The 23,431-nt window shown below is 71.9% G+C and carries 20 protein-coding genes; 16 read left to right on the forward strand and 4 right to left on the reverse strand.

What is annotated here, in order from left to right:
- The first annotated feature begins 290 nt into the window (after nucleotides 1–290).
- The 9 genes from ACFVX6_RS36475 to ACFVX6_RS36515 all read left to right on the forward strand — a co-directional run bounded on the left by ACFVX6_RS36475 (nucleotide 291) and on the right by ACFVX6_RS36515 (nucleotide 12,719).
- Nucleotides 291–1,736: an aldehyde dehydrogenase family protein gene (locus tag ACFVX6_RS36475; protein ID WP_266904043.1), complete on the forward strand. Its 1,446-nt coding sequence runs from the start codon at nucleotides 291–293 to the stop codon at nucleotides 1,734–1,736.
- Between the two features lie 162 nt (nucleotides 1,737–1,898).
- Complete coding sequence (locus ACFVX6_RS36480; protein WP_389698894.1) at nucleotides 1,899–3,878, forward strand: acyl-CoA dehydrogenase family protein; 1,980 nt, start codon at nucleotides 1,899–1,901, stop codon at nucleotides 3,876–3,878.
- A gap of 85 nt (nucleotides 3,879–3,963) precedes the next feature.
- Complete coding sequence (locus tag ACFVX6_RS36485) at nucleotides 3,964–5,283, forward strand: hypothetical protein (RefSeq protein ID WP_389698895.1); 1,320 nt, start codon at nucleotides 3,964–3,966, stop codon at nucleotides 5,281–5,283.
- A gap of 19 nt (nucleotides 5,284–5,302) precedes the next feature.
- A complete protein-coding gene (gene dxr, locus ACFVX6_RS36490; protein WP_389698896.1) occupies nucleotides 5,303–6,556 on the forward strand; it encodes a 1-deoxy-D-xylulose-5-phosphate reductoisomerase in 1,254 nt (417 codons plus the stop codon).
- The gene (locus ACFVX6_RS36495) at nucleotides 6,553–7,854 is read left to right on the forward strand and encodes a M50 family metallopeptidase (protein WP_389698897.1); all 1,302 of its coding nucleotides are present in this window, start codon (nucleotides 6,553–6,555) and stop codon (nucleotides 7,852–7,854) included. Before dxr ends, ACFVX6_RS36495 begins: the two co-directional genes overlap by 4 nt.
- A gap of 196 nt (nucleotides 7,855–8,050) precedes the next feature.
- Nucleotides 8,051–9,208, forward strand: coding sequence for a flavodoxin-dependent (E)-4-hydroxy-3-methylbut-2-enyl-diphosphate synthase (gene ispG / locus ACFVX6_RS36500; protein WP_389698898.1), 1,158 nt, complete (start codon nucleotides 8,051–8,053; stop codon nucleotides 9,206–9,208).
- A gap of 200 nt (nucleotides 9,209–9,408) precedes the next feature.
- Nucleotides 9,409–10,254 carry a GNAT family N-acetyltransferase gene (locus ACFVX6_RS36505; protein WP_389698899.1) on the forward strand — a complete coding sequence of 282 codons (846 nt, stop codon included), beginning with the start codon at nucleotides 9,409–9,411 and terminating at the stop codon, nucleotides 10,252–10,254.
- Nucleotides 10,255–10,355: 101 nt separating this feature from the next.
- Nucleotides 10,356–10,925: a GNAT family N-acetyltransferase gene (locus ACFVX6_RS36510; protein WP_389698910.1), complete on the forward strand. Its 570-nt coding sequence runs from the start codon at nucleotides 10,356–10,358 to the stop codon at nucleotides 10,923–10,925.
- Nucleotides 10,926–11,015: 90 nt separating this feature from the next.
- Nucleotides 11,016–12,719 (forward strand): proline--tRNA ligase, encoded by a 1,704-nt coding sequence (locus ACFVX6_RS36515; RefSeq protein ID WP_389698900.1) that lies wholly within the window; start codon nucleotides 11,016–11,018, stop codon nucleotides 12,717–12,719.
- A gap of 206 nt (nucleotides 12,720–12,925) precedes the next feature.
- On the opposite strand, the gene ACFVX6_RS36520 is transcribed toward ACFVX6_RS36515, so the two are convergent.
- From ACFVX6_RS36520 to ACFVX6_RS36535, 4 genes are read right to left on the reverse strand one after another with little or no spacing between them, the layout of a single operon-like run.
- The gene (locus ACFVX6_RS36520) at nucleotides 12,926–13,918 is read right to left on the reverse strand and encodes a slipin family protein (protein ID WP_389698901.1); all 993 of its coding nucleotides are present in this window, start codon (nucleotides 13,916–13,918) and stop codon (nucleotides 12,926–12,928) included.
- A 59-nt stretch (nucleotides 13,919–13,977) separates the two neighbouring features.
- Nucleotides 13,978–14,880: an aminoglycoside phosphotransferase family protein gene (locus ACFVX6_RS36525; RefSeq protein ID WP_389698902.1), complete on the reverse strand. Its 903-nt coding sequence runs from the start codon at nucleotides 14,878–14,880 to the stop codon at nucleotides 13,978–13,980.
- Between the two features lie 52 nt (nucleotides 14,881–14,932).
- Nucleotides 14,933–15,388, reverse strand: coding sequence for a ferritin-like domain-containing protein (locus ACFVX6_RS36530; protein ID WP_389698903.1), 456 nt, complete (start codon nucleotides 15,386–15,388; stop codon nucleotides 14,933–14,935).
- A complete protein-coding gene (locus tag ACFVX6_RS36535) occupies nucleotides 15,385–15,939 on the reverse strand; it encodes a hypothetical protein (protein WP_389698904.1) in 555 nt (184 codons plus the stop codon). The genes ACFVX6_RS36530 and ACFVX6_RS36535 overlap by 4 nt, the downstream gene beginning before the upstream one ends.
- A gap of 154 nt (nucleotides 15,940–16,093) precedes the next feature.
- Between ACFVX6_RS36535 and rimP the strand changes: the two genes are divergently transcribed.
- The 7 genes from rimP to truB all read left to right on the forward strand — a co-directional run bounded on the left by rimP (nucleotide 16,094) and on the right by truB (nucleotide 23,338).
- Nucleotides 16,094–16,591, forward strand: a complete 498-nt coding sequence (gene rimP, locus ACFVX6_RS36540; protein ID WP_266904030.1) for a ribosome maturation factor RimP — start codon at nucleotides 16,094–16,096, stop codon at nucleotides 16,589–16,591.
- 2 nt (nucleotides 16,592–16,593) lie between these two features.
- Nucleotides 16,594–17,685, forward strand: a complete 1,092-nt coding sequence (gene nusA, locus ACFVX6_RS36545) for a transcription termination factor NusA (RefSeq protein WP_389698905.1) — start codon at nucleotides 16,594–16,596, stop codon at nucleotides 17,683–17,685.
- Between the two features lie 188 nt (nucleotides 17,686–17,873).
- Nucleotides 17,874–18,167 carry a YlxR family protein gene (locus tag ACFVX6_RS36550; protein ID WP_389698906.1) on the forward strand — a complete coding sequence of 98 codons (294 nt, stop codon included), beginning with the start codon at nucleotides 17,874–17,876 and terminating at the stop codon, nucleotides 18,165–18,167.
- A 143-nt stretch (nucleotides 18,168–18,310) separates the two neighbouring features.
- Nucleotides 18,311–21,475: a translation initiation factor IF-2 gene (gene infB, locus ACFVX6_RS36555; RefSeq protein WP_389698907.1), complete on the forward strand. Its 3,165-nt coding sequence runs from the start codon at nucleotides 18,311–18,313 to the stop codon at nucleotides 21,473–21,475.
- A gap of 163 nt (nucleotides 21,476–21,638) precedes the next feature.
- On the forward strand, nucleotides 21,639–21,932 hold the full coding sequence (locus ACFVX6_RS36560) for a DUF503 domain-containing protein (RefSeq protein ID WP_030161467.1): 294 nt from the start codon (nucleotides 21,639–21,641) through the stop codon (nucleotides 21,930–21,932).
- Between the two features lie 27 nt (nucleotides 21,933–21,959).
- Nucleotides 21,960–22,430 carry a 30S ribosome-binding factor RbfA gene (rbfA, locus tag ACFVX6_RS36565; protein WP_389698908.1) on the forward strand — a complete coding sequence of 157 codons (471 nt, stop codon included), beginning with the start codon at nucleotides 21,960–21,962 and terminating at the stop codon, nucleotides 22,428–22,430.
- Nucleotides 22,430–23,338, forward strand: coding sequence for a tRNA pseudouridine(55) synthase TruB (gene truB / locus ACFVX6_RS36570; RefSeq protein ID WP_389698909.1), 909 nt, complete (start codon nucleotides 22,430–22,432; stop codon nucleotides 23,336–23,338). The genes rbfA and truB overlap by 1 nt, the downstream gene beginning before the upstream one ends.
- The last annotated feature ends 93 nt before the right edge of the window (nucleotides 23,339–23,431 follow it).

Genomic DNA, 23,431 nt, shown 5'->3' on the forward strand with positions numbered 1-23,431 from the left:
GTGCCCCGGACCCGCCTGGGGCCCAGCCCCAGACCCGCCGCGCAGCGGCCAATCCAGCCCGTCCGGCGTTTGAGGACCGGGTCCGGGCGGAGCCCGGGGAACGGGCGAAGGGCGGGTAGGGGAACAGCCCCCGCAGGGCCCCGCACGCGCACGCGCGCCCCCGACACTGACAAAGCGGCGCGCCGCGCCGCGCACGTACTCCACCCCGGACAAACGCCGAAACCCCGCCGGAGTCCTACGGTGGAGGGGACAAGGACCCACCGCACACACTCCGAAGGGCCGGGATCAGCATGACTTCCACCCACGCCTTCTGGCTCGCCGGCCGCCAGGCCACGGGCGACGACAGCTTCGACGTCCACTCCCCGTGGGACGGCCGCCTCGTCGGTACCGTCAGCGTCCCGACCGACGCCCAGGTCGAAGAGGCCGTAGCCGCCGCGTACGCCGTGACGGCGGAGTTCTCCGCGACCCCGGCCCACGTGCGCGCCGAGGCCCTGGCCCACGTCGCCCGCCGGCTCGCCGAGCGCACCGAGGAGATCGCGCTGCTGATCTCCGCCGAGAACGGCAAGCCGATCAAGTGGGCCCGCGGTGAGGTCGGCCGTGCGGTGTCCGTGTTCCGCTTCGCCTCCGAAGAGGCCCGCCGCTTCAACGGCGGAGAGGCCCAGCGCCTGGACACCGACGCCGGTGGCGTCGGCCGTCTGGCCCTGACCCGCCGCTTCGTCAAGGGCCCGGTCCTGGGCATCGCGCCCTTCAACTTCCCGCTGAACCTGTGCGCCCACAAGGTGGCCCCCGCCATCGCCGTCGGCGCGCCGATCATCCTGAAGCCGGCCCCGGCCACCCCGCTCTCGGGTCTGATCCTCGGCGAGCTGCTCGCCGAGACCGACCTGCCGGCCGGTTCCTGGTCCGTGCTCCCCGTCGCCAACGACAAGATGCCGGAGCTGGTCAAGGACGAGCGCCTGCCCGTCATCTCCTTCACCGGTTCGGACAAGGTCGGCTACGCCATCCAGCAGGCCGTGCCCCACAAGCACTGCACCCTGGAGCTCGGCGGCAACGCCGCGGCCGTGGTCCTGGAGGACTGGTCCTCGGAGGCCGACCTCGACTGGGCCGCGACCCGCATCGCCACCTTCTCGAACTACCAGGCCGGCCAGTCCTGCATCGGCGTACAGCGCGTGATCGCCGACGCGACGGTCTACGACCGCCTCGTCGAGAAGGTCGTCGCCAAGGTCCGCGAGCAGGTCACCGGCGACCCGAACGACTCCGCCACCGACGTCGGCCCCCTCGTCTCCGAGGACGCCGCCAAGCGGGTCGAGTCCTGGGTCGACGAGGCCGTGTCCGCCGGAGCCAAGCTGCTCACGGGCGGCAAGCGCGAGGGTGCCTCGTACGAGCCCACCGTCGTCGCGGAGGTGCCCGAGGGCGTCACCCTCGCCACCGAGGAGGTCTTCGGACCGGTCCTCACCCTGCGCCGGGTCGAGAACACCGACGAGGCCTTCGCCGCCGTCAACGACTCGAAGTTCGGTCTGCAGGCCGGCGTCTTCACGCGGAACATCCAGACCGCGTTCCGCGCCCACCGCGAGCTGGAGGTCGGCGGCGTGATCGTCGGCGACGTCCCGTCCTACCGCGCCGACCAGATGCCGTACGGCGGCGTCAAGCAGTCCGGTGTGGGCCGCGAGGGCGTGCGCTACGCCATGGACGACTACACCTACGAGCGTGTCCTGGTCCTCAGCGGCCTCGACATCTGACCAACTCGTACGGCCCACAAAGCCGACGGCCGGAGCCTACTGTGCGGGGGCTCCGGCCGTCCCTCGTTCGCCGCCGCTTCCCCGCCGCCCGAAACGGGTACGACTCACTGGTAGCACCCACCGGTAAGCACCCCCTCTCTCGGCGGCGAGGTGAGCCCGCTCATGTCCGCAACACAGCCCGCACAGCCCGTCCCGCCCGCACAACCCGTACAGCCCGCGCAGCCCAAGGTGACCGAGCGCGAGGCTCGGCAGGTCGCGGAAGCGGCCCGGGAACAGAACTGGCAGCGGCCGAGCTTCGCCAAGGAGCTGTTCCTCGGACGGTTCCGGCTGGACCTGATCCACCCCCACCCGCTCCCCGCCGAGGAGGACGTCCGGCGCGGCGAGGCCTTCCTGGCCCGGATGCGGGAGTTCTGCGAGACCTCCGTCGACGGAGCGCGCATCGAGCGCGAGGCGAAGATCCCCGACGAGACCGTGCGCGGGCTCAAGGAGCTCGGCGCGCTCGGCATGAAGATCGACCCGAAGTACGGGGGCCTCGGCCTGACCCAGGTGTACTACAACAAGGCGCTCGCGCTCGTCGGCTCCGTCAGCCCGGCCATCGGCGCCCTGCTCTCCGCCCACCAGTCGATCGGCGTGCCCCAGCCGCTGAAGATGTTCGGCACCCAGGAGCAGAAGGACGCCTACCTGCCGCGCTGCGCGACCACCGCCATCAGCGCCTTCCTCCTCACCGAGCCGGACGTCGGCTCCGACCCGGCGCGCCTGGCCACCACGGCGGTCCCGGACGGGGAGGACGCGTACGTCCTGGACGGCGTGAAGCTCTGGACCACCAACGGGGTCGTCGCCGACCTGCTCGTCGTCATGGCCCGGGTCCCCAAGAGCGAGAACCACCGCGGCGGGATCACCGCCTTCGTCGTCGAGGCCGACTCGCCGGGCATCACCGTCGAGCACCGCAACGCCTTCATGGGCCTGCGCGGCCTGGAGAACGGCGTGACCCGCTTCCACCGGGTGAGGGTCCCCGCCGCCCAGCGCATCGGCGCCGAGGGCGCCGGGCTGAAGATCGCGCTGACCACGCTGAACACCGGCCGGCTGTCGCTGCCCGCCATGTGCGTGGGCGCGGGGAAGTGGTGCCTGAAGATCGCCCGCGAATGGTCCGGCGTACGCGAGCAGTGGGGGCGGCCGGTCGGTCTGCACGAGGCCGTCGGCGCGAAGATCTCCTTCATCGCGGCCACCACCTTCGCCCTGGAGGCCGTGGTCGACCTGGCCTCCCAGATGGCCGACGAGGACCGCAACGACATCCGCATCGAAGCCGCCCTCGCCAAGCTCTACGGTTCCGAGATGGCCTGCCTGATGGCCGACGAGCTGGTCCAGATCCGCGGCGGGCGCGGCTTCGAGACCGCCGAGTCCCTCGCGGCCCGCGGCGAGCGGGCCGTCCCGGCCGAGCAGATGCTCCGCGACCTGCGCATCAACCGGATCTTCGAGGGTTCCACGGAGATCATGCACCTGCTGATCGCCCGCGAGGCCGTGGACGCCCACCTGTCGGTGGCCGGCGACCTCATCGATCCGGAGAAGGCCCTGGGCGACAAGGCGAAGGCGGGCGCCCGCGCCGCCGGGTTCTACGCCCGCTGGCTGCCGCAGCTCGCCACGGGCGCCGGCCAGGTCCCCGGCACCTACCGGGCCTTTCATCCGAGCGGCCACCCCGACCTCGCCACCCATCTGCGCTACGTCGAACGCGGGTCGCGCAAGCTCGCCCGCTCGACCTTCTACGCGATGTCCCGCTGGCAGGGCCGGATGGAGACCAAGCAGGGGTTCCTCGGCCGGATCGTCGACATCGGCGCCGAGCTCTTCGCGATGAGCGCGGCCTGCGTGCGCGCCGAGCACCTGCGGGCCTCCGGAGAGCACGGCCGCGAGGCCTACCAGCTGGCCGACGCCTTCTGCCGGCAGTCCCGGCTCCGCGTGGAGGAGCTCTTCGGGCGGCTCTGGGACAACACCGACGACCTGGACCGCAAGGTCGTGGCCGGAGTCCTGTCCGGCACCTACACCTGGCTCGAGGAGGGCATCCTCGACCCCTCCGGCGACGGCCCGTGGATCGCCGACGCCGCCCCCGGCCCGTCAACCCGCGAAAATGTCCACCGGCCGCTGCGCTGACCTGCAATCATCGCCGGACGTCGGACCGACGTACGAGGATGAGTACGAGTACGGGTACGAGCACAGCGCGAGGCGGACGAGAACGATGCCGACGGCCGAGGAAGACCGCACCAGCCGACGGCTGGCCTGGTGCGTGGCGCACGTGCTGCGCCACGCACCGGACCACGTCGTCACCGACATGATCGGCCGGCTCGACGAGCCCGCCTTCAAGTACCTGTGCCGGGACGAATGGCTGGCGGCCTCGACCGTCACCCTGCTGCTTCGCCACGGAAGCGCGGCCGACCGGGCCTACGTCGCCCGCAACCCCCGCGTCGTGGGCCGGCCGCTGCCCGGCCTGCCCGGCCCCGCCCGGTACGCCCGCCGCCGGACCCCGCCGGAACTCCTGCCGGTGCTCCACGCCGAGCTCGGCCGGGACGCCGACGACGGGCCGCTCACCGCGGCCGAGCTCATAGGCCTGCTCCGCCGGCACGGCCGGCGCGGACCGAGGGTCCCGCTGGACATCCTGGCGCTCCGCCACCACCCGGACCCGGAGCTGCTGCTCGCCGAACACCTCCGCCGGTCGCTGCCGGCCGGCTCCGTCGAAGCCCTGCTGCTCGTCGAGGACCTGCCCCGGGAGACCGTCCACGGGCTGCTCGCCACCGCGGCGGCGGACGAGCCCTCCTGGCACCGGCCCGCCGTCCGCGCCGTGCGGATGGGCCGGGTCACGCACGAGGAGCTCGTCGCCCACGTGGCCCCCGCGCACCGCTCCCTGCTGCTCACCGACCTGACCGGGGCCCGCGGCCTGCGCTGGACCCTGCCCGAGCGGACGGGGATGCGCACCGCCGTCGCCCGGGCGCTGCGCCCCCTGCGCGACGACCCCCGGCTCTGGGCGGAGCTGCTGCGCCACGCCCCCGGCTTCCCCGGCACCCTGCCGGTCCTGGTGGCCCGGATCGTGCGCGGCACCCTGTCGGAGCCCGCCGAAGGACCACCGGTCCCCGGGCTCGCCGAGGCGGTGCGCTCCGTGGCGCCCACAACCGCCGAGCCCGTCGGGGGCGTGGACCGCGAACTGGCCCTGGCGAGCCTCGCGGTGCCCATGCAGTCCGTCCAGGAGGACATCCGGTGGGTGCGCGACTGCCTCGCCCGCGGGCTGCTCACCGGCGAGGACGTGATCCGGCACAAGGCGCCCGCCTGCTGGGCCCTGGACGAGGACCACTGGCTGGGTGAGGTGGACCACCCCGACCGTCACGAGCCGGCCGCCCCGGTGCTGGCCGCGCGGGCCGAGGCCGACCGGCTGTTCGCGCTGGCCCTGGGCTCCGATCCGGACGCCTGGTGGCGGGTGGCCAGTACCCTCCCGGACTTCGCCGGGACGCTCCCGCACCTTCTCCTTCGGGTAACGGAGGGGGGCTCCGTGTCCGGGCGCCCCTGAGTTGCGGCAACATGGGTCCATGAGCGACCGCCCATCCCCCCTTGCCGATCCGCACCTCCTCTTCGACCCCGCGGCCGGCCGTCGGGACATCGTCATCCTCGGCTCCACCGGGTCCATCGGGACCCAGGCCATCGACCTGGCCCTGCGCAACCCGGACCGGTTCCGGGTCACGGCCCTGTCCGCCGCCGGCGGCCGTGTCGCGCTGCTGGCCGAGCAGGCCAGGCTGCTGCGCGTGAACACCGTGGCCGTCGCGAACGAAGACGTCGTACCGGCCCTCAAGGAGGCGCTGGACGCCGAGTACGGCCCCGGTGAGCCGCTGCCCGAGATCCTCGCCGGCCCGGACGCGGCCACCGAGCTCGCCGCCTCCGAGTGCCACACCGTGCTCAACGGCATCACCGGTTCCATCGGCCTCGCGCCCACCCTCGCCGCGCTGCGGGCCGGGCGGACCCTGGCCCTCGCGAACAAGGAGTCGCTGATCGTCGGCGGCCCGCTGGTGAAGGCCCTGGCGGAGCCGGGCCAGATCATCCCGGTCGACTCCGAGCACGCGGCGCTCTTCCAGGCCCTGGCCGCGGGCACCCGCGCCGAGGTGCGCAAGCTCGTGGTCACCGCCTCCGGCGGGCCCTTCCGCGGCCGCACCCGCGCCGAGCTGGCCTCGGTCACGGTGGAGGACGCCCTGGCCCACCCGACCTGGGCGATGGGCCCGGTGATCACCGTCAACTCGGCGACCCTGGTCAACAAGGGCCTGGAGGTCATCGAGGCGCACCTGCTCTACGACATCCCCTTCGAGCGGATCGAGGTCGTGGTCCACCCGCAGTCGTACGTGCACTCCATGGTGGAGTTCACCGACGGCTCCACGCTGGCCCAGGCCACCCCGCCGGACATGCGCGGCCCGATCGCGATCGGCCTCGGCTGGCCCCAGCGGGTCCCGGACGCGTCCACCGCCTTCGACTGGACCAAGGCGTCCACCTGGGAGTTCTTCCCGCTGGACACCGAGGCCTTCCCGGCGGTGGGCCTGGCCCGGCACGTCGGCACCCTGGGCGGTACCGCGCCCGCCGTGTTCAATGCGGCGAACGAGGAGTGCGTAGAAGCGTTCCTGGCCGGTCGGCTCCCGTTCACAGCAATCATGGATACGGTCTCTGCCGTGGTCGATGAACACGGGACCCCGGCCAAGGGAACTTCCCTCACGGTCGCGGACGTCCTTGAAGCGGAGACCTGGGCCAGGGCCCGGGCACAGGAGATGGCGGCTCGTGCCGCCCTGGAGGCGCGCGCATGACCGTACTGCTGACCTTGATCGGCGTGCTCGTCTTCGTGGTCGGGCTGCTCTTCTCCATCGCCTGGCACGAGCTCGGCCACCTCTCCACGGCCAAGCTCTTCGGCATCCGCGTGCCCCAGTACATGGTCGGCTTCGGCCGGACCATCTGGTCGCGCAAGAAGGGCGACACCGAGTACGGGCTCAAGGCCATCCCGATGGGCGGCTACATCCGCATGATCGGGATGTTCCCGCCGGGCGAGGACGGCAAGGTCACCGCCCGCTCCACGTCGCCGTTCCGCTCGATGATCGAGGACGCGCGCTCGGCGGCGTACGAGGAACTGCAGCCGGGCGACGACTCGCGGCTCTTCTACACGCGCAAGCCGTGGAAGCGCGTGATCGTGATGTTCGCGGGACCGTTCATGAACCTGGTCCTCGCGATGGCGATCTTCTTCGGCGTGTGGATGACCTTCGGGGTCCAGCAGACGACCACCCAGGTCCAGACCGTCACCGACTGCGTGATCAAGCAGAGCGAGAACCGCGACGAATGCCGGGCCGGCGACCCGGCTGCCCCGGGCAAGGCCGCCGGCCTGCAGGTCGGCGACAAGATCGTGGGCTTCCAGGGCAAGCCGGTCGAGCAGTGGGACACCCTCCAGCAGAACATCCGCAACACCATCGGCCCCGCCACCCTCACCGTCCTGCGCGACGGCCAGAAGCTGACCCTCCACGCGAGCCTCGTGGAGAACCGCGTGGGCAAGACCGACGGCCACGGCGGCTACGTCAAGGGCGAGTACGTCTCGGCCGGCTACCTCGGCGTCGGCCCGAAGTCGGTGATCGCCCCGCTCACCTTCACCCAGTCCGCGGACCGGGTCGGCGAGGTCGTCCAGAGCAGCGTGCAGGGTCTGGCCCAGCTCCCGGGCAAGATCCCGGCCCTGTGGAACTCGGTCTTCAACGGAGCCGAGCGGGAGCCCGACTCCCCGATGGGAATCGTCGGCGCGGCCCGGATCAACGGGGAGATCGCGGCCCTGGACATTCCGAGCGAGCAGCGGATGTCGATCATGCTGAACGTCCTGGGCATGTTCAACCTCTCCCTCTTCCTGTTCAACATGCTGCCCCTGTTGCCGCTGGACGGCGGGCACATCGCGGGCGCCCTGTGGGAGTCGGTGCGGCGGGCCTTCGCCCGGGTCTTCCGGCGCGCCGACCCGGGCCCGTTCGACGTGGCGAAGCTGATGCCCGCCGCGTACGTGGTGGCCGGAGTTTTCCTCTGTTTCACCTTGCTGGTACTGGCCGCAGACGTGGTCAATCCCATTAAAATCACCTGATCGAAAGATCGGCGGGACCTCGTACGGGCCATCCGTACTGCATGCGAACCGGAGCCGGGCACTCTTCGTGCCCGGCTCCCTACGTTCGAGTGGCACGCGACCTGCGATGCACGGGAGGCGTGCCGGTTGGCGTAATCTCGGAGGTTGGAGCCCGCCGATCCCGGCACCTAATCCACACCTTGGGGTTGCACAGCAGATGACTGCCATCTCTCTCGGAATGCCGGCCGTGCCGACGAAGCTCGCCGACCGCAGGGTCAGCCGTAAGATCCAGGTCGGCTCGGTCGCCGTCGGCGGCGACGCACAGGTTTCCGTGCAGTCGATGACCACCACCAGGACCTCCGACATCGGGGCCACGCTCCAGCAGATCGCGGAGCTGACCGCGTCCGGCTGTGACATCGTCCGCGTGGCCTGCCCGACGCAGGACGACGCCGACGCGCTCGCCGTGATCGCGAAGAAGTCGAACATCCCGGTCATCGCCGACATCCACTTCCAGCCGAAGTACGTGTTCGCCGCGATCGACGCGGGCTGCGCCGCCGTCCGCGTGAACCCGGGCAACATCAAGCAGTTCGACGACAAGGTCAAGGAGATCGCGCGGGCCGCCAAGGACGCCGGTACCCCCATCCGGATCGGCGTCAACGCCGGCTCGCTCGACGCGCGCCTGCTGAAGAAGTACGGCAAGGCCACCCCCGAGGCGCTGGTCGAGTCCGCGCTGTGGGAGGCCTCCCTCTTCGAGGAGCACGGCTTCAGCGACATCAAGATCTCGGTCAAGCACAACGACCCGGTGGTCATGGTCAACGCCTACCGGCAGCTGGCCGCCCAGTGCACCTACCCGCTGCACCTCGGCGTCACCGAGGCCGGCCCGGCGTTCCAGGGCACGATCAAGTCCGCCGTCGCCTTCGGCGCGCTGCTCTCCGAGGGCATCGGCGACACGATCCGCGTCTCGCTGTCGGCCCCGCCGGTGGAGGAGATCAAGGTCGGCATCCAGATCCTGGAATCGCTGAACCTCAAGCCGCGCCGCCTGGAGATCGTCTCCTGCCCGTCCTGCGGGCGCGCCCAGGTGGACGTCTACAAGCTGGCCGAGGAGGTCACGGCGGGCCTGGAGGGCATGGAGGTCCCCCTGCGCGTCGCGGTCATGGGCTGCGTCGTCAACGGCCCCGGCGAGGCCCGTGAGGCCGACCTGGGCGTCGCCTCCGGCAACGGCAAGGGCCAGATCTTCGTCAAGGGCGAGGTCATCAAGACCGTTCCCGAGTCGAAGATCGTCGAGACCCTCATCGAAGAGGCGATGAAGATCGCCGAGCAGATGGAGAAGGACGGCGTGATGTCGGGCGAGCCGACCGTCGCGATCGGCGTCTAGTCTCCCGCTGGTCTTCCGTGACGGGCCCGGGGGCGCAGGTGCGGCCCCGGGCCCGTCGGCATGCGGGCCTCCGGGCCTCCGGGCCTCCGGGCCGAGGCGCCCCGGAACCGCCCCGGAGCCGCCTCGAGGGGCCTCGGGGGCATCTCGGAGCCGGTCCGGGTACAGTGCGGAGATCAGCAGACTTGCATGGTGAGGCCCCAGTGTTGACGCAGACCACCACCCGGGTCCTTGAGCCCAGTGATCTCGACGCCGCGCTCGACATCCTCGGCCGCGCGCCGGTCGAGAACGCATTCGTCACCTCCAGGGTCCAGGTCGCCGGACTCGACCCGTGGCGCCTGGGCGGCGAGATGTGGGGCTGGTACGCCGACGGCGAGCTCCGCTCGCTCTGCTACGCCGGCGCCAACCTGGTGCCCGTCTGCGCCGGCCCCGACGCGGTACGGGCCTTCGCCGACCGCGCCCGGCGCACCGGCCGCCGCTGCTCCTCCATCGTCGGCCCCGCCGAGGCCACCAGCCTGCTCTGGCAGCTCCTGGAGCCGAGCTGGGGCCCGGCCCGCGACGTCCGCTCCCGCCAGCCCCTCATGATCATGGAGCAGCCGTCCACCACGGTGACCGCCGACCCCCGGGTGCGCCGGATCCGCAAGGACGAGATGGACCTGATCATGCCCGCCTGCGTGGCCATGTTCACCGAGGAGGTCGGCATCTCCCCGATGACCGGCGACGGCGGGCTGCTCTACCAGGCCCGCGTCGCCGAGCTGGTCGCCAGTGGGCGTTCCTTCGCCTGCATCGAGGACGGCAAGGTCGTCTTCAAGGCCGAGATCGGCGCCGCGACCTCCCGCGCCTGCCAGATCCAGGGCGTCTGGGTGGCCCCCGAGTTCCGGGGCCGCGGACACTCCGAGACCGGCATGGCCGCCGTCGTCGCGTACGCGCTCCGGGACGTGGCCCCCGTGGTCAGCCTCTACGTCAACGACTTCAACACCGCCGCACGGGCCTCCTACCGCCGGGTCGGCTTCCGCGAGGTCGGCGCGTTCATGAGCGTGCTGTTCTGAGCACGCCGTTCCGACCGGCCTGTTCTGCCCGTGCCGTTTCCGAGCGTCCTGTTCCGATCTTCCTGTTCGACCGCACGGTCGGCCAGTAAGGTCGCCGCATGATGCCAACCCCCGCGGGAGAAGACCCCGGCCGGCCCGCCGGACTGCGGATCGGGCCCCTCGACCTCGCCGCCCGGGTCGACGAGGCCCTGCGCGTGCAGGCCATGGCCTTCGGGCTCAGCGAGGAGGAGGTCGGCATCCGGCGCTACATCGTCCAGCGCCACATGACCTGCCGCGGCGCCCGCGCGCTCGGCGCGTTCACCGAGGACGGGGGGCTCGCCGGGTTCGTCTACGGCATGCCCAACGACCGCACGCACTGGTGGTCCGGAGTCGTCGAGCCCTATCTGCGGGCCGGCGGCCACGAAGGCTGGCTCGACGGGTCCTTCGTGATCACCGAGCTGCACGTCCACCCAGGCTTCCAGGGCAAGGGCGTCGGCCGCGCCCTCATCACCCTGATCACCGACACCGCCGCCGAGGAACGCTCGATCCTCTCCGCGATCGACACCGACAGCCCCGCCCGCGGCCTCTACCGCTCCCTCGGCTACTCGGACCTGGCCCGCCAGGTCCTCTTCCCGAGCGCGAGCCTCCCGTACGCCGTCATGGGCGCCCCGCTGCCGCTGCGCAGGCCCTGAGCCCCGTACGGCCACGTGCCCGTGCGGCGCCGACCCCGTAGGCGCTCAATCCGTTTCCGCGGGCCCCGGAGCCCCCGGTAGCCTCCCGTCATGTCAACGCAACACGTGCAGCGCATGTCCCGCCTGATGGCCAAGACCCTCCGCGAGGACCCCGCCGACGCGGAAACCCTCAGCCACGGCCTCCTGGTCCGGGCCGGCTACGTCCGGCGCAGCTCCGCCGGAGTGTGGAGCTGGCTGCCGCTCGGCAAGCGGGTCCTGGACAACGTCTCGCGCATCGTCCGCGAGGAGATGGACGGGATCGGGGCGCAGGAAGTGCTGCTCCCGGCGCTGCTGCCGAAGGAGCCGTACGAGGTCAGCGGCCGCTGGTCGGAGTACGGGGACCTGCTCTTCCGGCTCAAGGACCGCAAGGGCGCGGACTACCTGCTCGGCCCCACCCACGAGGAGATCTTCACCCTGGTGGTCAAGGACCAGTGCACGTCCTACAAGGACCTGCCGGTCATGCTCTACCAGATCCAGACCAAGTACCGGGACGAGGCGCGGCCCCGCTCGGGCGTCCTGCGCGGCCGCGAGTTCCAGATGAAGGACTCGTACTCCTTCGACGTCTCCGACGAGGGCCTGGCGGAGTCCTACCGGCTCCACCGCGAGGCCTACGTACGCATCTTCGAGCGGCTCGGCCTCGACCACCGGGTGGTGTCGGCGGTCTCGGGCGCGATGGGCGGCTCGGCGTCGGAGGAGTTCCTGGCACCGGCCGAGGCGGGCGAGGACACCTTCGTGGACTGCCCCTCCTGCGACTACGCGGCCAACACGGAGGCGGTGACCTTCGCCCTGACCCCGGCCCGGGGGGAGCACGGCCCGCTGGAGGAGATCCCGACCCCCGACACCCCCACCATCGAGACCCTGGCGGCGCACCTGGGCGTCCCCGCGTCGGCGACCCTGAAGAACCTCCTCGTCAAGATCGACGGAGAGATCACGGCCGTCGGCGTACCGGGGGACCGGGAGGTCGACCTCGGCAAGCTCGGGGAGCACCTGGCCCCGGCGGTCGTGGAGCTGGTGACGGCGGAGGACTTCGCCGGCCGGCCCGACCTCGTACGGGGCTACGTGGGCCCGCAGGGCCTGGAGAAGGTCCGCTACCTCGCCGACCCGCGCGTCGCGCCGGGCACCTCCTGGGTGACGGGGGCCAACAAGCCCGACACGCACGCCCGGAACGTGGTCTGCGGGCGGGACTTCGAGGTGGACCGGTACCTGGACGTGGTCGTCGTGGAGGCGGGCGACCCCTGCCCGTCCTGCGGCACCAGGCTCCGCCTGGACCGGGCGATCGAGATCGGGCACATCTTCCAGCTCGGCCGGAAGTACGCGGACGCGTTCGGGCTGGACGTCCTCGGCAAGGAGGGCAAGCCGGTCCGGGTCACGATGGGCTCCTACGGAATCGGCGTCTCCCGCGCGGTGGCCGCGCTGGCCGAGCAGACGGCGGACGAACGGGGCCTGTGCTGGCCGGCAGCGGTGGCCCCGGCCGACGTGCACGTCGTGGCGGCGGGCAAGGCGGTGCCGCTCGCCCTCGCGGAGTCGGCGGCGGAGTCCCTGGCCGGGGCCGGGCTGCGGGTCCTCCTGGACGACCGGCCCGGCCTCTCGCCCGGCGTGAAGCTCACGGACGCGGAGCTCATCGGGGTCCCGTGGATCCTGGTCGCGGGCCGCCGCTCGGCGGAGTCGGTGGTCGAGCTCCAGGACCGCCGTTCCGGCACCCGCGAGGAACTCCCCCTGCCGGAGGCCCTGTCCCGCCTGACCGCCGGCGCGTAGCCCTGCGGGGCGGAGTCCCCGACCCACCCTTCGCCCGTTCCCCGGGGCTCCGCCCCGGACCCCCGCGCCTCAAGCGCCGGCGAGGCTGAATGTGGCCGACGCCGGCGAAAATCCAGCCCCTCCGGCGTTTGAGGCGCGGGGGTCCGGGGGCTGCTGGCCCGCGGGGAACGGTGGAAGGGCGGGTAGGGGACGGCCCCGCGCAGCGCCTACCCGCGCACGTCCGGCTCCGCAGGGGGCGGCGGGGATCCGTCGAGGCAGGGCTCCGCAACCGCCCCGGGGCCGAGCCCCGCAGCGGAGTCCGGAGACGCTGCCGCCGGGGCGGGGGCCGCGATGCTCGGAGGCGCCGGGGCAGGGGCCGCGAGACTCGGAGGCGCCGGGGCAGGAGCCGCCAGGCTCGGAGCGGGGGCCGCGGTAGCCGGGGGTGGCGTCGCCGCAGGCGCAGGGGCCGCGCGTTCCAGGAAGCGCAGGAGTTCCACCGGGAACGGGAGGACGAGGGTGGAGTTCTTCTCCGCCGCCACGGCCACGACCGTCTGGAGCAGCCGCAGCTGCAGCGCCGCGGGCTGCTCCGACATGACCTCCGCCGCCTCCGCCAGCTTCTTCGACGCCTGGAGCTCCGCATCCGCGTTGATGATCCGCGCCCGCCGCTCCCGGTCGGCCTCCGCCTGCCGGGCCATCGACCGCTTCATCGTCTCCGGGAGCGACACGTCCTTGATCTCCACCCGGTCGATCTGCACGCCCCAGCCCACGGCCGGACTGTCGATCATGAGCTCCAGGCCCTGGTTGAGCTGCTCCCGGTTGGAGAGCAGATCGTCCAGGTCGGACTTGCCGATGATCGACCGCAGCGAGGTCTGCGCCATCTGGGAGACGGCGAACCGGTAGTCCTCGACCTCGATGATCGCGTTGGCCGCGTCCACCACCTTGAAGTACACGACCGCGTCCACCCGCACCGTGACGTTGTCCCGCGTGATCCCCTCCTGCGCGGGCACCGGCATCGTCACGATCTGCATGTTGACCTTGTGCAGCCGGTCGAAGCCCGGGACCACGATGGTGAAGCCGGGCCCCCGCACGCCCTCCCGCAGCCGGCCGAGGCGGAAGACCACGCCCCGCTCGTACTGCTTCACCACCCGGGCGGCGGCGCCCAGGTACACCACGATCCCGGCGCCCGCTACGGCGCCGGCTGTCAGCAGTTCCTGGACCATGACGGCCTCCTGCCCCTGCCGGGCGGCACTCTCCCAGGTCCCCCCACAGGGGTTATGCCCTACAACCAGCCCGCGAACTCCAGCAGCAGCTCCGCGTCCCGCCGCCGCCCGGCGGCCAGCGCCCGGTTGCCCGATTCGACCGCCCGGAACAGCGTCCAGCCCCGGAGCCGGTCCCGGTCCACCTCCAGCGCGTCGGCCAGCTTGTTCACCCGCCGTCGGGCGCCCGAGGCCCCCGCCGAGGAGGCCATCTGGTCCTCCAGCCGGTCCCGTACCAGCCGCGCCAGGTCGTAGGCACGCTCGCCGACCATCGGGTCCGGGCCCACCGCCAGCCACGGAGCGCGCTCGCCGGCGAGGACCTTGCCCTGCCGGAAGTTTCCGTGGAGCAGCAGCTCCTCGGCCGGCGCCGCCGTCAGCTCCTCGCGGGCCGCCAGCGCCGCCGAGGCCAGCTCCGCCGTCTCCGGGGGAGCCTTGCGGAGCACCTCGGCCTGCTCGGAGGTCCGCTCGGCGACCGTTTCCCAGCCGTGCCCCGTCGGCGGGGCCACCCACAGCCTGCGCAGCGTGCCGCAGGCCTCCAGCAGCGCCTTCGCCTCCGGCAGCGACCGCAGCGAGACCTCGGGATGCAGCCGCTCCAGCAGCAGCGCCCCGTCCTCCTCGTGATGGCGCGTGTCGAGGACCCGTACCGACCCGAAGCCGCCCCAGTGCGCCAGCGCGGCCAGCTCCCGGTCGGGCCGGAGCCCCGGCGGGGCCAGCTTCAGCGTGGCCGGGGTCCCGTCGGCGTACCGGACGAGGACGACCAGACTGCTGCGGCCGCCGGGCGCCTGCACCCGCTGGGCCTGTACTCCGCGCCGGGCCAGCGCGGCCTCCGCCAGCCCGGGGAGCTGCCCCAGCCAATCCGAGACGTGCGCCGATTCCGGCAGCTCGCCGAGCGCCCGTACGAGCCGCTGCGGCGGTTCGAAAGCCATGCGTGCGTGGTCCCTTTCAGCTGTGCCCGGGCTCGCCGCGCATGCTTGCGCGCTAGGTCCGCGGTGTGTCCGCGCGTTCCGTGAGCCCTGGGAAGGCTACGCCGCCACCACGCCAGCGTGCCGCCCGCACGGCCGCGGCGCTCAGCGCGTCAGCCGCCTCGCGGCGCAACTGGCCCTCGGCGGCGCGCACCAGATCGGAGTACGCGCCGGCCACCCGGTCCTCGATCCCGGCGGCCAGCCGCTCGGCGTCGGCGGGCGTGCGCACGGTGAACGGCAGGGCGTACGCGGCTTCCGACGGGCGGGGGGAACCGCCCAGCTCACGCACGGTGCGGGCGAGCGCGTCGCGGCGCGCGAGGTGCCCGCCGTACGCCTCGCGGGCCTCGGCGGAGCGGGCGGCCGCGGCCCGGGCCCCGATCACGCCGTAGCCGTACGCGGCCGCGTGCTCGGCGGCGAGCGCGGCCTGCGCGGCCTCCAGGACCTGGCCGGCGGGGGAGGGTGTGGGCGTCACGAGGAGGCTCCCGGGGTCGAGGTCAGCAGGTACGCGTGCACGTGGCCGCATGCCGCCACCGAGGCGAGCATCCTGGCCAGCTCCCCGGGGGCGCCGGCCAAGGAGATCGTCCGGGCCTCGGCCAGGCTCCGCTCGGCGTCCGCGAGGGCGGTCAGCGCCTCGGCGGGCGCGGCGGGGACCGGCGCGGCGCTCGGAGCTGGGGGAGCGGCGGCCGCGGCGCCGGTCGGGACGGGGGAGGGAGCGGAGGCGGAGCGGGACGGCGAGGAGGCCGGGGACCCCTCGTCGGCGAGGGCCGCCGCGTGCGCCGCGACCGAGGCGCGCAGCGGTGCGAGGCGCTGCGCGAGGGCCGGGTGGGCCGCGCTCGTGGCGTCGTAACGTTCCAGCAGCCGCTCGCTCTCACGAACGGCCGTCTCGCGCATCCGCCGTTCGAGTGGAACCTCGGGGTCCGCGGCGGGCGGCCCGTCGTCGGAGCAACCGCTGAGCAGCGCGGCTCCGGCGATGCCCGCGGCACCGGCGAGCAGGCCTCTTCGCGACGGCAGGATCGAGGGCACGGGGACGTCCTTGGGGGTGATGGCGGCAGGGTGTGATCACGGTACCCGGGGCCCCCGGCGCAGCGCGGACGGCAACACCCTCCGCGACCGGATACCCTTTGACCTGACGCACGACGGAAATCACAACAGCACACGCGGCCGAGGAGTCACCCGGATGAGCACCACCCAGAGCGACAGGCTGCGCGCATTGCTGGAGCCGCTCGTCGCCGCCAAGGGCCTGGACCTCGAGGAGATCGAGACGTCCAAGGCGGGCAAGCGCCGGATGCTGCGCATCATCGTGGACTCCGACGAGGGCGTGGAGCTGGACGCGTGCGCCGAGCTGAGCCGCGAGGTCTCGGACCTGCTGGACGAGACCGACGCGATGGGTGAGGACGAGTACGTCCTCGAAGTGAGCTCGCCGGGCGCGGACCGCCCGCTGACCGAGCACCGTCACTACATCCGGGCGATCGGCCGGCTCGTGAAGTTCCAGACGTCGGACGGCGGGGAAGTGATCGCCCGCATCCTCGACGTCGACGACGAGGGCATGGACCTCGAGGTCCCGGGCGTGAAGGGCCGCAAGGCGACCGCCCGCCGCATCGTGTTCACCGACATCGCCAAGGCGCGTGTCGAGATCGAGTTCAACCGCAAGGACAAGAAGGAAGAGGAGGCGTAGTCGTGGACATCGACATGAGTGCCCTACGGGGTCTGGTCCGGGAGAAGGAGATTTCCTTCGACCTGCTCGTCGAAGCGATCGAGTCGGCCCTCCTCATCGCGTACCACCGCACCGAGGGAAGCTTCCGGCGCGCACGCGTCGTGCTCGACCGCACCAACGGTCACGTGATCGTGTGGGCGACCGAGGACCCGAGGGACCTGGAAGAGGGCCAGGAGGCCAAGGAGTTCGACGACACCCCGTCGGACTTCGGCCGCATCGCCGCGACGACCGCCAAGCAGGTGATCCTCCAGCGTCTGCGCGACGCCGAGGACGACCTGACCTTCGGCGAGTTCCTGGGCCGCGAGGGTGATGTCATCACCGGCGTGGTGCAGCAGGGCAAGGACCCGAAGAACGTCCTCGTCGACATCGGCAAGATGGAGGCCATGCTGCCGGTCCAGGAGCAGGTCCCCGGCGAGGACTACACGCACGGACTGCGCCTGAAGTCGTACGTCGTGCGGGTGGCGAAGGGTGTCCGCGGTCCGTCCGTGACCCTGTCGCGCACCCACCCGAACCTGGTGAAGAAGCTGTTCGCGCTGGAGGTCCCGGAGATCGCCGACGGCAGCGTCGAGATCTGCGCGATCGCCCGTGAGGCCGGTCACCGCACCAAGATCGCCGTCCGCGCCAACCGCTCCGGCCTCAACCCGAAGGGCGCCTGCATCGGCCCGATGGGCAGCCGCGTGCGCAACGTGATGGCCGAGCTGCACGGCGAGAAGATCGACATCGTCGACTGGTCGGACGACCCGGCGGAGATGGTCGCCAACGCCCTGTCACCCGCCCGGGTGAGCAAGGTCGAGGTCGTGGACTGGGACACCCGCTCCGCGCGGGTGACCGTGCCCGACTACCAGCTGTCGCTGGCCATCGGCAAGGAGGGCCAGAACGCCCGCCTCGCCGCTCGCCTGACCGGCTGGCGCATCGACATCCGTCCCGACACCGAGCAGCCCTCGGACGGGGACGACCGCGACCGCGGCGAGCGCCGGGACGAGCGGGGCGACAGCCGCGACGCCCGGGGCGACGACCGGCGGGACGACCGCCGCGACGACCGCCGCGGGGAATAAAACCGCTACCGCCCGGAGCTGTTCGGGCGGTACACAAGAACAGCAGGGGCGACAAGAGCCCTGCTCGACGTGCACGGCTGTCCGCCACCGAGGTTTCGGCGGCGGGACCCGGCACTCGTGATCACAACAACATCCGTTCGATTTTTCACCCGAAGGGGTGAGGTCGGTGCGGGGAGGTAGACTTAAGCGTGTCTGGCCGGACGCAAGCCCGCGCATGCCCCGAACGCACCTGTGTGGGGTGTCGGGAGCGAGCGGCCAAGAGCGATCTGCTGCGCATCGTGGCGGTCGGTGACAAATGTGTCTCCGATCCTCGCGGTACGCTGCCCGGCCGGGGTGCCTACGTGCACCCCGCCGTGGTCTGCCTCGACCAGGCTGTCCGCCGCAGGGCGTTCTCCCGGGCTTTCAAGTCCGCAGGACCGTTCGACACGGCGGAACTGCACAATGCCGTGGCCGATGAGGCCGAGGCGACACTAAGCACGTAGTACGGCACGGATCACCGTGCGGTCAGGTACCTCGCGAGTTGGAAGTAGGTCGAGATTGCGATGAGCACCCCTCGATGAGTACGCGATGAGTACGAGCATGAAGTAGACACGGTCCGGCGTAACCCGGACCTAAAAGGAGCGAAGTGGCTAAGGTCCGGGTATACGAACTCGCCAAGGAGTTCGGAGTTGAGAGCAAGGTCGTCATGGCCAAGCTCCAGGAACTCGGTGAGTTCGTCCGTTCGGCGTCCTCGACGATCGAGGCGCCGGTCGTACGCAAGTTGACCGATGCTTTGCAGGGCCCCGGCGGCAACGCCGGCAAGTCCGCTGCGAAGCCGGGTGAGCCCCGCAAGGCCGCCCCCGCCAAGCCCGGGGTTCCCACCCCGGGTGCTGTTGCACGTCCCGCTGCCCCGAAGCCCGGCGCCCCGGCCCCCAAGCCGGTCGTTGCCGAGGCCCCGGCCGTCAGCGCCCCCGCCCCGGTGACCCCGACCGCCGCCCCCGGTGGTCCGCGTCCCGGCCCCAAGGCTCCGGCCGCCCCGAAGCCCGCTCCGGCGGCTCCCGTGGCGACCGAGTTCTCGGCGCCTCCGGCGGCTCCGGCCGCCGCGGCTCCGGCACGCACCGACCGTCCCGCCGGTCCCGGCGCGACCCCCGGTCCGCGTCCGGCGCAGCAGCGCCCCGAGCGTCCGGCGGCCCAGGGCGGCCAGTCCGGCGCCCGTCCCGGCGCCCCGCGTCCGGCCGGTGCCGCTCCGGCGCGTGCCGAGCGTCCCGCCGGTCCCGGTGCCCAGGCGCCGCGTCCGCAGGGCGCCCGTCCGGCCGGTCCCCGTCCGGGCAACAACCCGTTCACCTCTGGTGGCTCCACCGGCATGGCGCGCCCGCAGGCGCCCCGTCCGGCCGGCGCTCCCCGTCCCGGTGCCCCCGGCGCCGGTGACCGCCAGGGTGGCGCTCCCCGTCCGCAGGGCGGCCCCGGCGGCGCTCCGCGTCCCCAGGGTCAGGGCGCTGGTCGCCCGACCCCCGGCGGCATGCCCCGTCCGCAGGGCGGCGCCCCGCGTCCCGGTGGTGCTCCCGGTGGTAACCGTCCCAACCCGGGCATGATGCCGCAGCGTCCCGCTGCCGGTGGTCCCGGTCCCCGTCCCGGTGGCGGCCCCGGTGGCCGTGGTCCCGGTGCGGGCGGTCCCCGTCCCGGCGGCGCCGGTGGCGCCGGTCGTCCCGCGGGCGGCGGCTTCGCCGGTCGTCCGGCCGGTCCGGGCTCGCGTCCGGGTGGCGGCGGCGGCTTCGGCGGTCCCCGTCCCGGTGGTGGCGGCTTCGGCGGCGGTCCGGCTGGTGCCGGTGGCGGCGGTCGTCCCGGCTTCGCCGGGCGTCCCGGTGGCCCCAATGCCCGTGGTGGCACGCAGGGTGCCTTCGGCCGTCCCGGTGGTCCCGCGCGTCGTGGACGCAAGTCCAAGCGCCAGCGTCGCCAGGAATACGAGGCCATGCAGGCCCCGTCGGTCGGCGGCATCATGCTGCCGCGTGGTCACGGCGAGACCGTTCGCCTGTCGCGCGGTGCGTCCCTCACCGACTTCGCGGAGAAGATCAACGCCAACCCGGCGTCGCTCGTCGCCGTGATGATGAACCTCGGCGAGATGGTCACTGCCACGCAGTCCGTCTCCGACGAGACCCTCGAAATGCTGGCCGGCGAGATGAACTACGTCGTTCAGATCGTCAGCCCGGAGGAAGAGGACCGCGAGCTCCTCGAGGGCTTCGACATCGAGTTCGGCGAGGACGAGGGCGGCGAGGAATTCCTCATGCCGCGTCCGCCGGTCGTGACCGTCATGGGTCACGTCGACCACGGTAAGACCCGACTGCTCGACGCCATCCGCAAGACGAACGTCGTTGCGGGCGAGGCCGGTGGCATCACGCAGCACATCGGTGCGTACCAGGTCGGTACCGAGGTCAACGGTGAAGAGCGCAAGATCACCTTCATCGACACCCCGGGTCACGAGGCGTTCACCGCCATGCGTGCCCGTGGTGCCAAGTCGACCGACATCGCGATCCTCGTGGTCGCGGCCAACGACGGCGTGATGCCGCAGACGATCGAGGCGCTCAACCACGCCCAGGCCGCCGGCGTCCCGATCGTCGTCGCGGTCAACAAGATCGACGTCGAGGGTGCCGACCCGGTCAAGGTGCGCGGTCAGCTCACCGAGTTCGGTCTGGTCGCCGAGGAGTACGGCGGCGACACGATGTTCGTCGACATCTCCGCCAAGCAGGGTCTGAACATCGACTCCCTGCTCGAGGCCGTCGTCCTCACCGCCGACGCCTCGCTCGACCTGCGCGCCAACCCGGAGCAGGACGCTCAGGGTATTGCGATCGAGTCCCACCTCGACCGCGGCCGCGGTGCCGTCGCCACCGTCCTCGTCCAGCGCGGTACCCTCCGCGTCGGCGACACGATGGTCGTGGGCGACGCCTACGGACGCGTGCGCGCCATGCTCGACGACAAGGGCAACAACGTCGAGGAAGCGGGTCCCGCGACCCCCGTCCTGGTCCTGGGTCTCACCAACGTCCCCGGCGCCGGCGACAACTTCCTCGTCGTCGACGAGGACCGCACCGCCCGTCAGATCGCCGAGAAGCGTGCTGCGCGTGAGCGCAACGCCAACTTCGCCAAGCGCGTCCGCCGGGTGTCCCTGGAAGACCTCGACTCGGTCCTCAAGGCCGGTCTGGTCCAGGAACTCAACCTCATCATCAAGGGCGACGCGTCCGGTGCGGTGGAGGCTCTCGAGTCCTCGCTGCTCCAGCTCGACGTCGGCGAAGAGGTCGACATCCGCGTCCTGCACCGCGGTGTGGGTGCGGTCACCGAGTCCGACATCAACCTGGCGATGGGCTCCGACGCCATCGTCATCGGCTACAACGTCCGTGCGGCCGGCCGTGCCGCGCAGATGGCGGAGCGCGAGGGTGTCGACGTTCGCTACTACTCGGTGATCTACCAGGCCATCGAGGAGATCGAGGCGGCCCTCAAGGGTCTCCTCAAGCCGGAGTACGAAGAGGTCGAGCTCGGTACGGCGGAGGTCCGCGAGGTCTTCCGCTCGTCCAAGCTGGGCAACATCGCCGGTGTCCTCATCCGGTCCGGCGAGGTCAAGCGCAACACCAAGGCGCGGCTCCTGCGCGATGGCAAGGTCATCGCCGAGAGCCTCACCATCTCCGGTCTGCGCCGCTTCAAGGACGACGTCACCGAGATCCGCGAAGGCTTCGAGGGCGGTATCAACCTCGGCAACTTCAACGACATCAAGATCGACGACGTCATCGCGACGTACGAGATGCGCGAGAAGCCCCGCGCGTAAGCGCGAGGCGGTTCGCACCGTGTCGTAGGTAGCTGTAACACCGGGGCCGGTCGGCGGAATATCCGTCGATCGGCCCCGGCCGTTGCGTGTACGGTTCTGATGACCCTGCCGCGCGACGGCCGGCAGGCCACCGAACCCGCACCGGCGGGATATCCGGAACTGCATGTACGTGGGGACTCTGTCCTTCGATCTGCTCCTCGGCGACGTTCACTCGCTGAAGGAGAAACGCTCCGTCGTCCGGCCCATCGTGGCCGAGCTCCAGCGCAAGTTCTCTGTGAGCGCGGCCGAAGTGGGCGACCAGGACCTGCACCGCAGGGCCCGTATAGGGGTCGCTCTGGTGAGTGGAGACACGGGGTTCCTCTCGGATGTACTGGACCGCTGCGAGCGGCTGGTCGCGGCACGTCCGGAAGTGGAGCTGCTGTCGGTACGCCGACGGCTCCACGGTGATGAAGACTGACCGCAAGACGAAGAAGGAGACGGACCAGTGGCCGACAATGCGCGGGCGAAGAAGCTGGCGGACCTCATCCGGGAGGTGGTGGCCGAGAAGCTGCAGCGCGGCGTCAAGGACCCCCGCCTCGGTACGCACGTGACCATCACGGACACCAGGGTCACCGGCGACCTGCGGGAGGCCACGGTCTTCTACACGGTGTACGGCGACGACGAGGCGCGCGTCAGTGCGGCAGCGGGTCTGGAGAGCGCCAAGGGCGTTCTGCGCTCCGCGGTCGGCCGGGCGGCGCAGACCAAGTTCACGCCGACCCTGACGTTCGTGGCGGACGCCCTTCCTGAGACCGCCAAGAGCATCGAGGACCTCCTGGAGAAGGCGCGGACCTCCGACGCCCAGGTGCGCGAGGTGTCCTCCGGCGCCAAGTACGCCGGCGACGCCGACCCGTACAAGAAGCCGGACGAGGACGAGGACGCCGACGAAGCCGACGAAGACGGGGACGCATCCGCGTAATGAGCACCAACGCAGGGAAGACTCCGGACGGCCTGGTCATCGTCGACAAGCCGTCCGGATTCACTTCGCACGACGTGGTCGCCAAGATGCGCGGGATCGCCAAGACCCGCCGCGTCGGCCACGCCGGCACGCTCGACCCGATGGCGACGGGCGTGCTGGTCCTGGGCGTCGAGAAGGCCACCAAGCTCCTCGGCCACCTCGCGCTCACGGAGAAGGAGTACCTCGGCACCATCCGGCTGGGCCAGAACACCCTGACGGACGACGCCGAAGGCGAGATCATCTCGTCCACGGACGCCACCGGGGTCACCCGGGAGGGCGTGGACGCGGGCATCGCCAAGCTGTCCGGCGAGATCATGCAGGTCCCGTCCAAGGTGAGCGCCATCAAGATCAAGGGCGTGCGCTCCTACAAGCGCGCACGTGACGGCGAGGACTTCGAGATCCCGGCCCGCCCGGTGACCGTGTCCTCGTTCCAGGTGTACGACATGCGGGAGGCCGAGGCCGAGGACGGCACCAAGGTCGTCGATCTCGTCGTCTCCGTGGTCTGCTCCAGCGGTACGTACATCCGCGCACTCGCACGGGACCTGGGCGCCGACCTCGGCGTCGGCGGGCACCTCACGGCGCTGCGGCGCACGCGGGTGGGCCCGTACAAGCTCGACCGGGCGCGCACGCTCGACCAGCTCCAGGAGGAGCTGACCGTCATGCCGATCGGCGACGCGGCGGCTGCCGCGTTCCCGCGCTGGCAGCTCGACGCCCGACGGGCGTCGCTGCTGGCGAACGGCGTGCGGATCGACATGCCGGACGAGTACGAGCCCGGCAAGGCGGTCGCGGTCTACGGGCCGGACGGGCAGCTGCTCGGGCTCGTCGAGAGCAAGAACGGCAAGGCGAAGTCGCTCGCCGTCTTCGCCTGATCCGTTCCCCTGATGCTGTTGACCGGCCGGCCTTCGGGCCGGCCGGTTCTCGTTCGACGTGGAGCGGTGAGCGCACACCGACTGCTGCTCACC

Source organism: Streptomyces sp. NPDC058289, from assembly GCF_042880975.1.
Taxonomy (GTDB): Bacteria; Actinomycetota; Actinomycetes; order Streptomycetales; family Streptomycetaceae; genus Streptomyces; species Streptomyces stoeckheimensis.

Bases quoted from the DNA above. Each gene is read 5' to 3' on its own strand.
- dxr (WP_389698896.1), top strand. From the start codon at position 5,303: ATGAGCGACCGCCCATCCCCCCTTGCCGATCCGCACCTCCTCTTCGAC.
- truB (WP_389698909.1), top strand. From the start codon at position 22,430: ATGAGCACCAACGCAGGGAAGACTCCGGACGGCCTGGTCATCGTCGAC.
- ACFVX6_RS36475 (WP_266904043.1), top strand. From the start codon at position 291: ATGACTTCCACCCACGCCTTCTGGCTCGCCGGCCGCCAGGCCACGGGC.
- ACFVX6_RS36525 (WP_389698902.1), bottom strand. From the start codon at position 14,880: ATGGCTTTCGAACCGCCGCAGCGGCTCGTACGGGCGCTCGGCGAGCTG.
- ACFVX6_RS36515 (WP_389698900.1), top strand. From the start codon at position 11,016: ATGTCAACGCAACACGTGCAGCGCATGTCCCGCCTGATGGCCAAGACC.
- ACFVX6_RS36560 (WP_030161467.1), top strand. From the start codon at position 21,639: ATGTACGTGGGGACTCTGTCCTTCGATCTGCTCCTCGGCGACGTTCAC.
- ACFVX6_RS36495 (WP_389698897.1), top strand. From the start codon at position 6,553: ATGACCGTACTGCTGACCTTGATCGGCGTGCTCGTCTTCGTGGTCGGG.
- ispG (WP_389698898.1), top strand. From the start codon at position 8,051: ATGACTGCCATCTCTCTCGGAATGCCGGCCGTGCCGACGAAGCTCGCC.
- ACFVX6_RS36485 (WP_389698895.1), top strand. From the start codon at position 3,964: ATGCCGACGGCCGAGGAAGACCGCACCAGCCGACGGCTGGCCTGGTGC.
- ACFVX6_RS36510 (WP_389698910.1), top strand. From the start codon at position 10,356: ATGCCAACCCCCGCGGGAGAAGACCCCGGCCGGCCCGCCGGACTGCGG.
- ACFVX6_RS36480 (WP_389698894.1), top strand. From the start codon at position 1,899: ATGTCCGCAACACAGCCCGCACAGCCCGTCCCGCCCGCACAACCCGTA.
- ACFVX6_RS36520 (WP_389698901.1), bottom strand. From the start codon at position 13,918: ATGGTCCAGGAACTGCTGACAGCCGGCGCCGTAGCGGGCGCCGGGATC.
- rimP (WP_266904030.1), top strand. From the start codon at position 16,094: ATGAGCACCACCCAGAGCGACAGGCTGCGCGCATTGCTGGAGCCGCTC.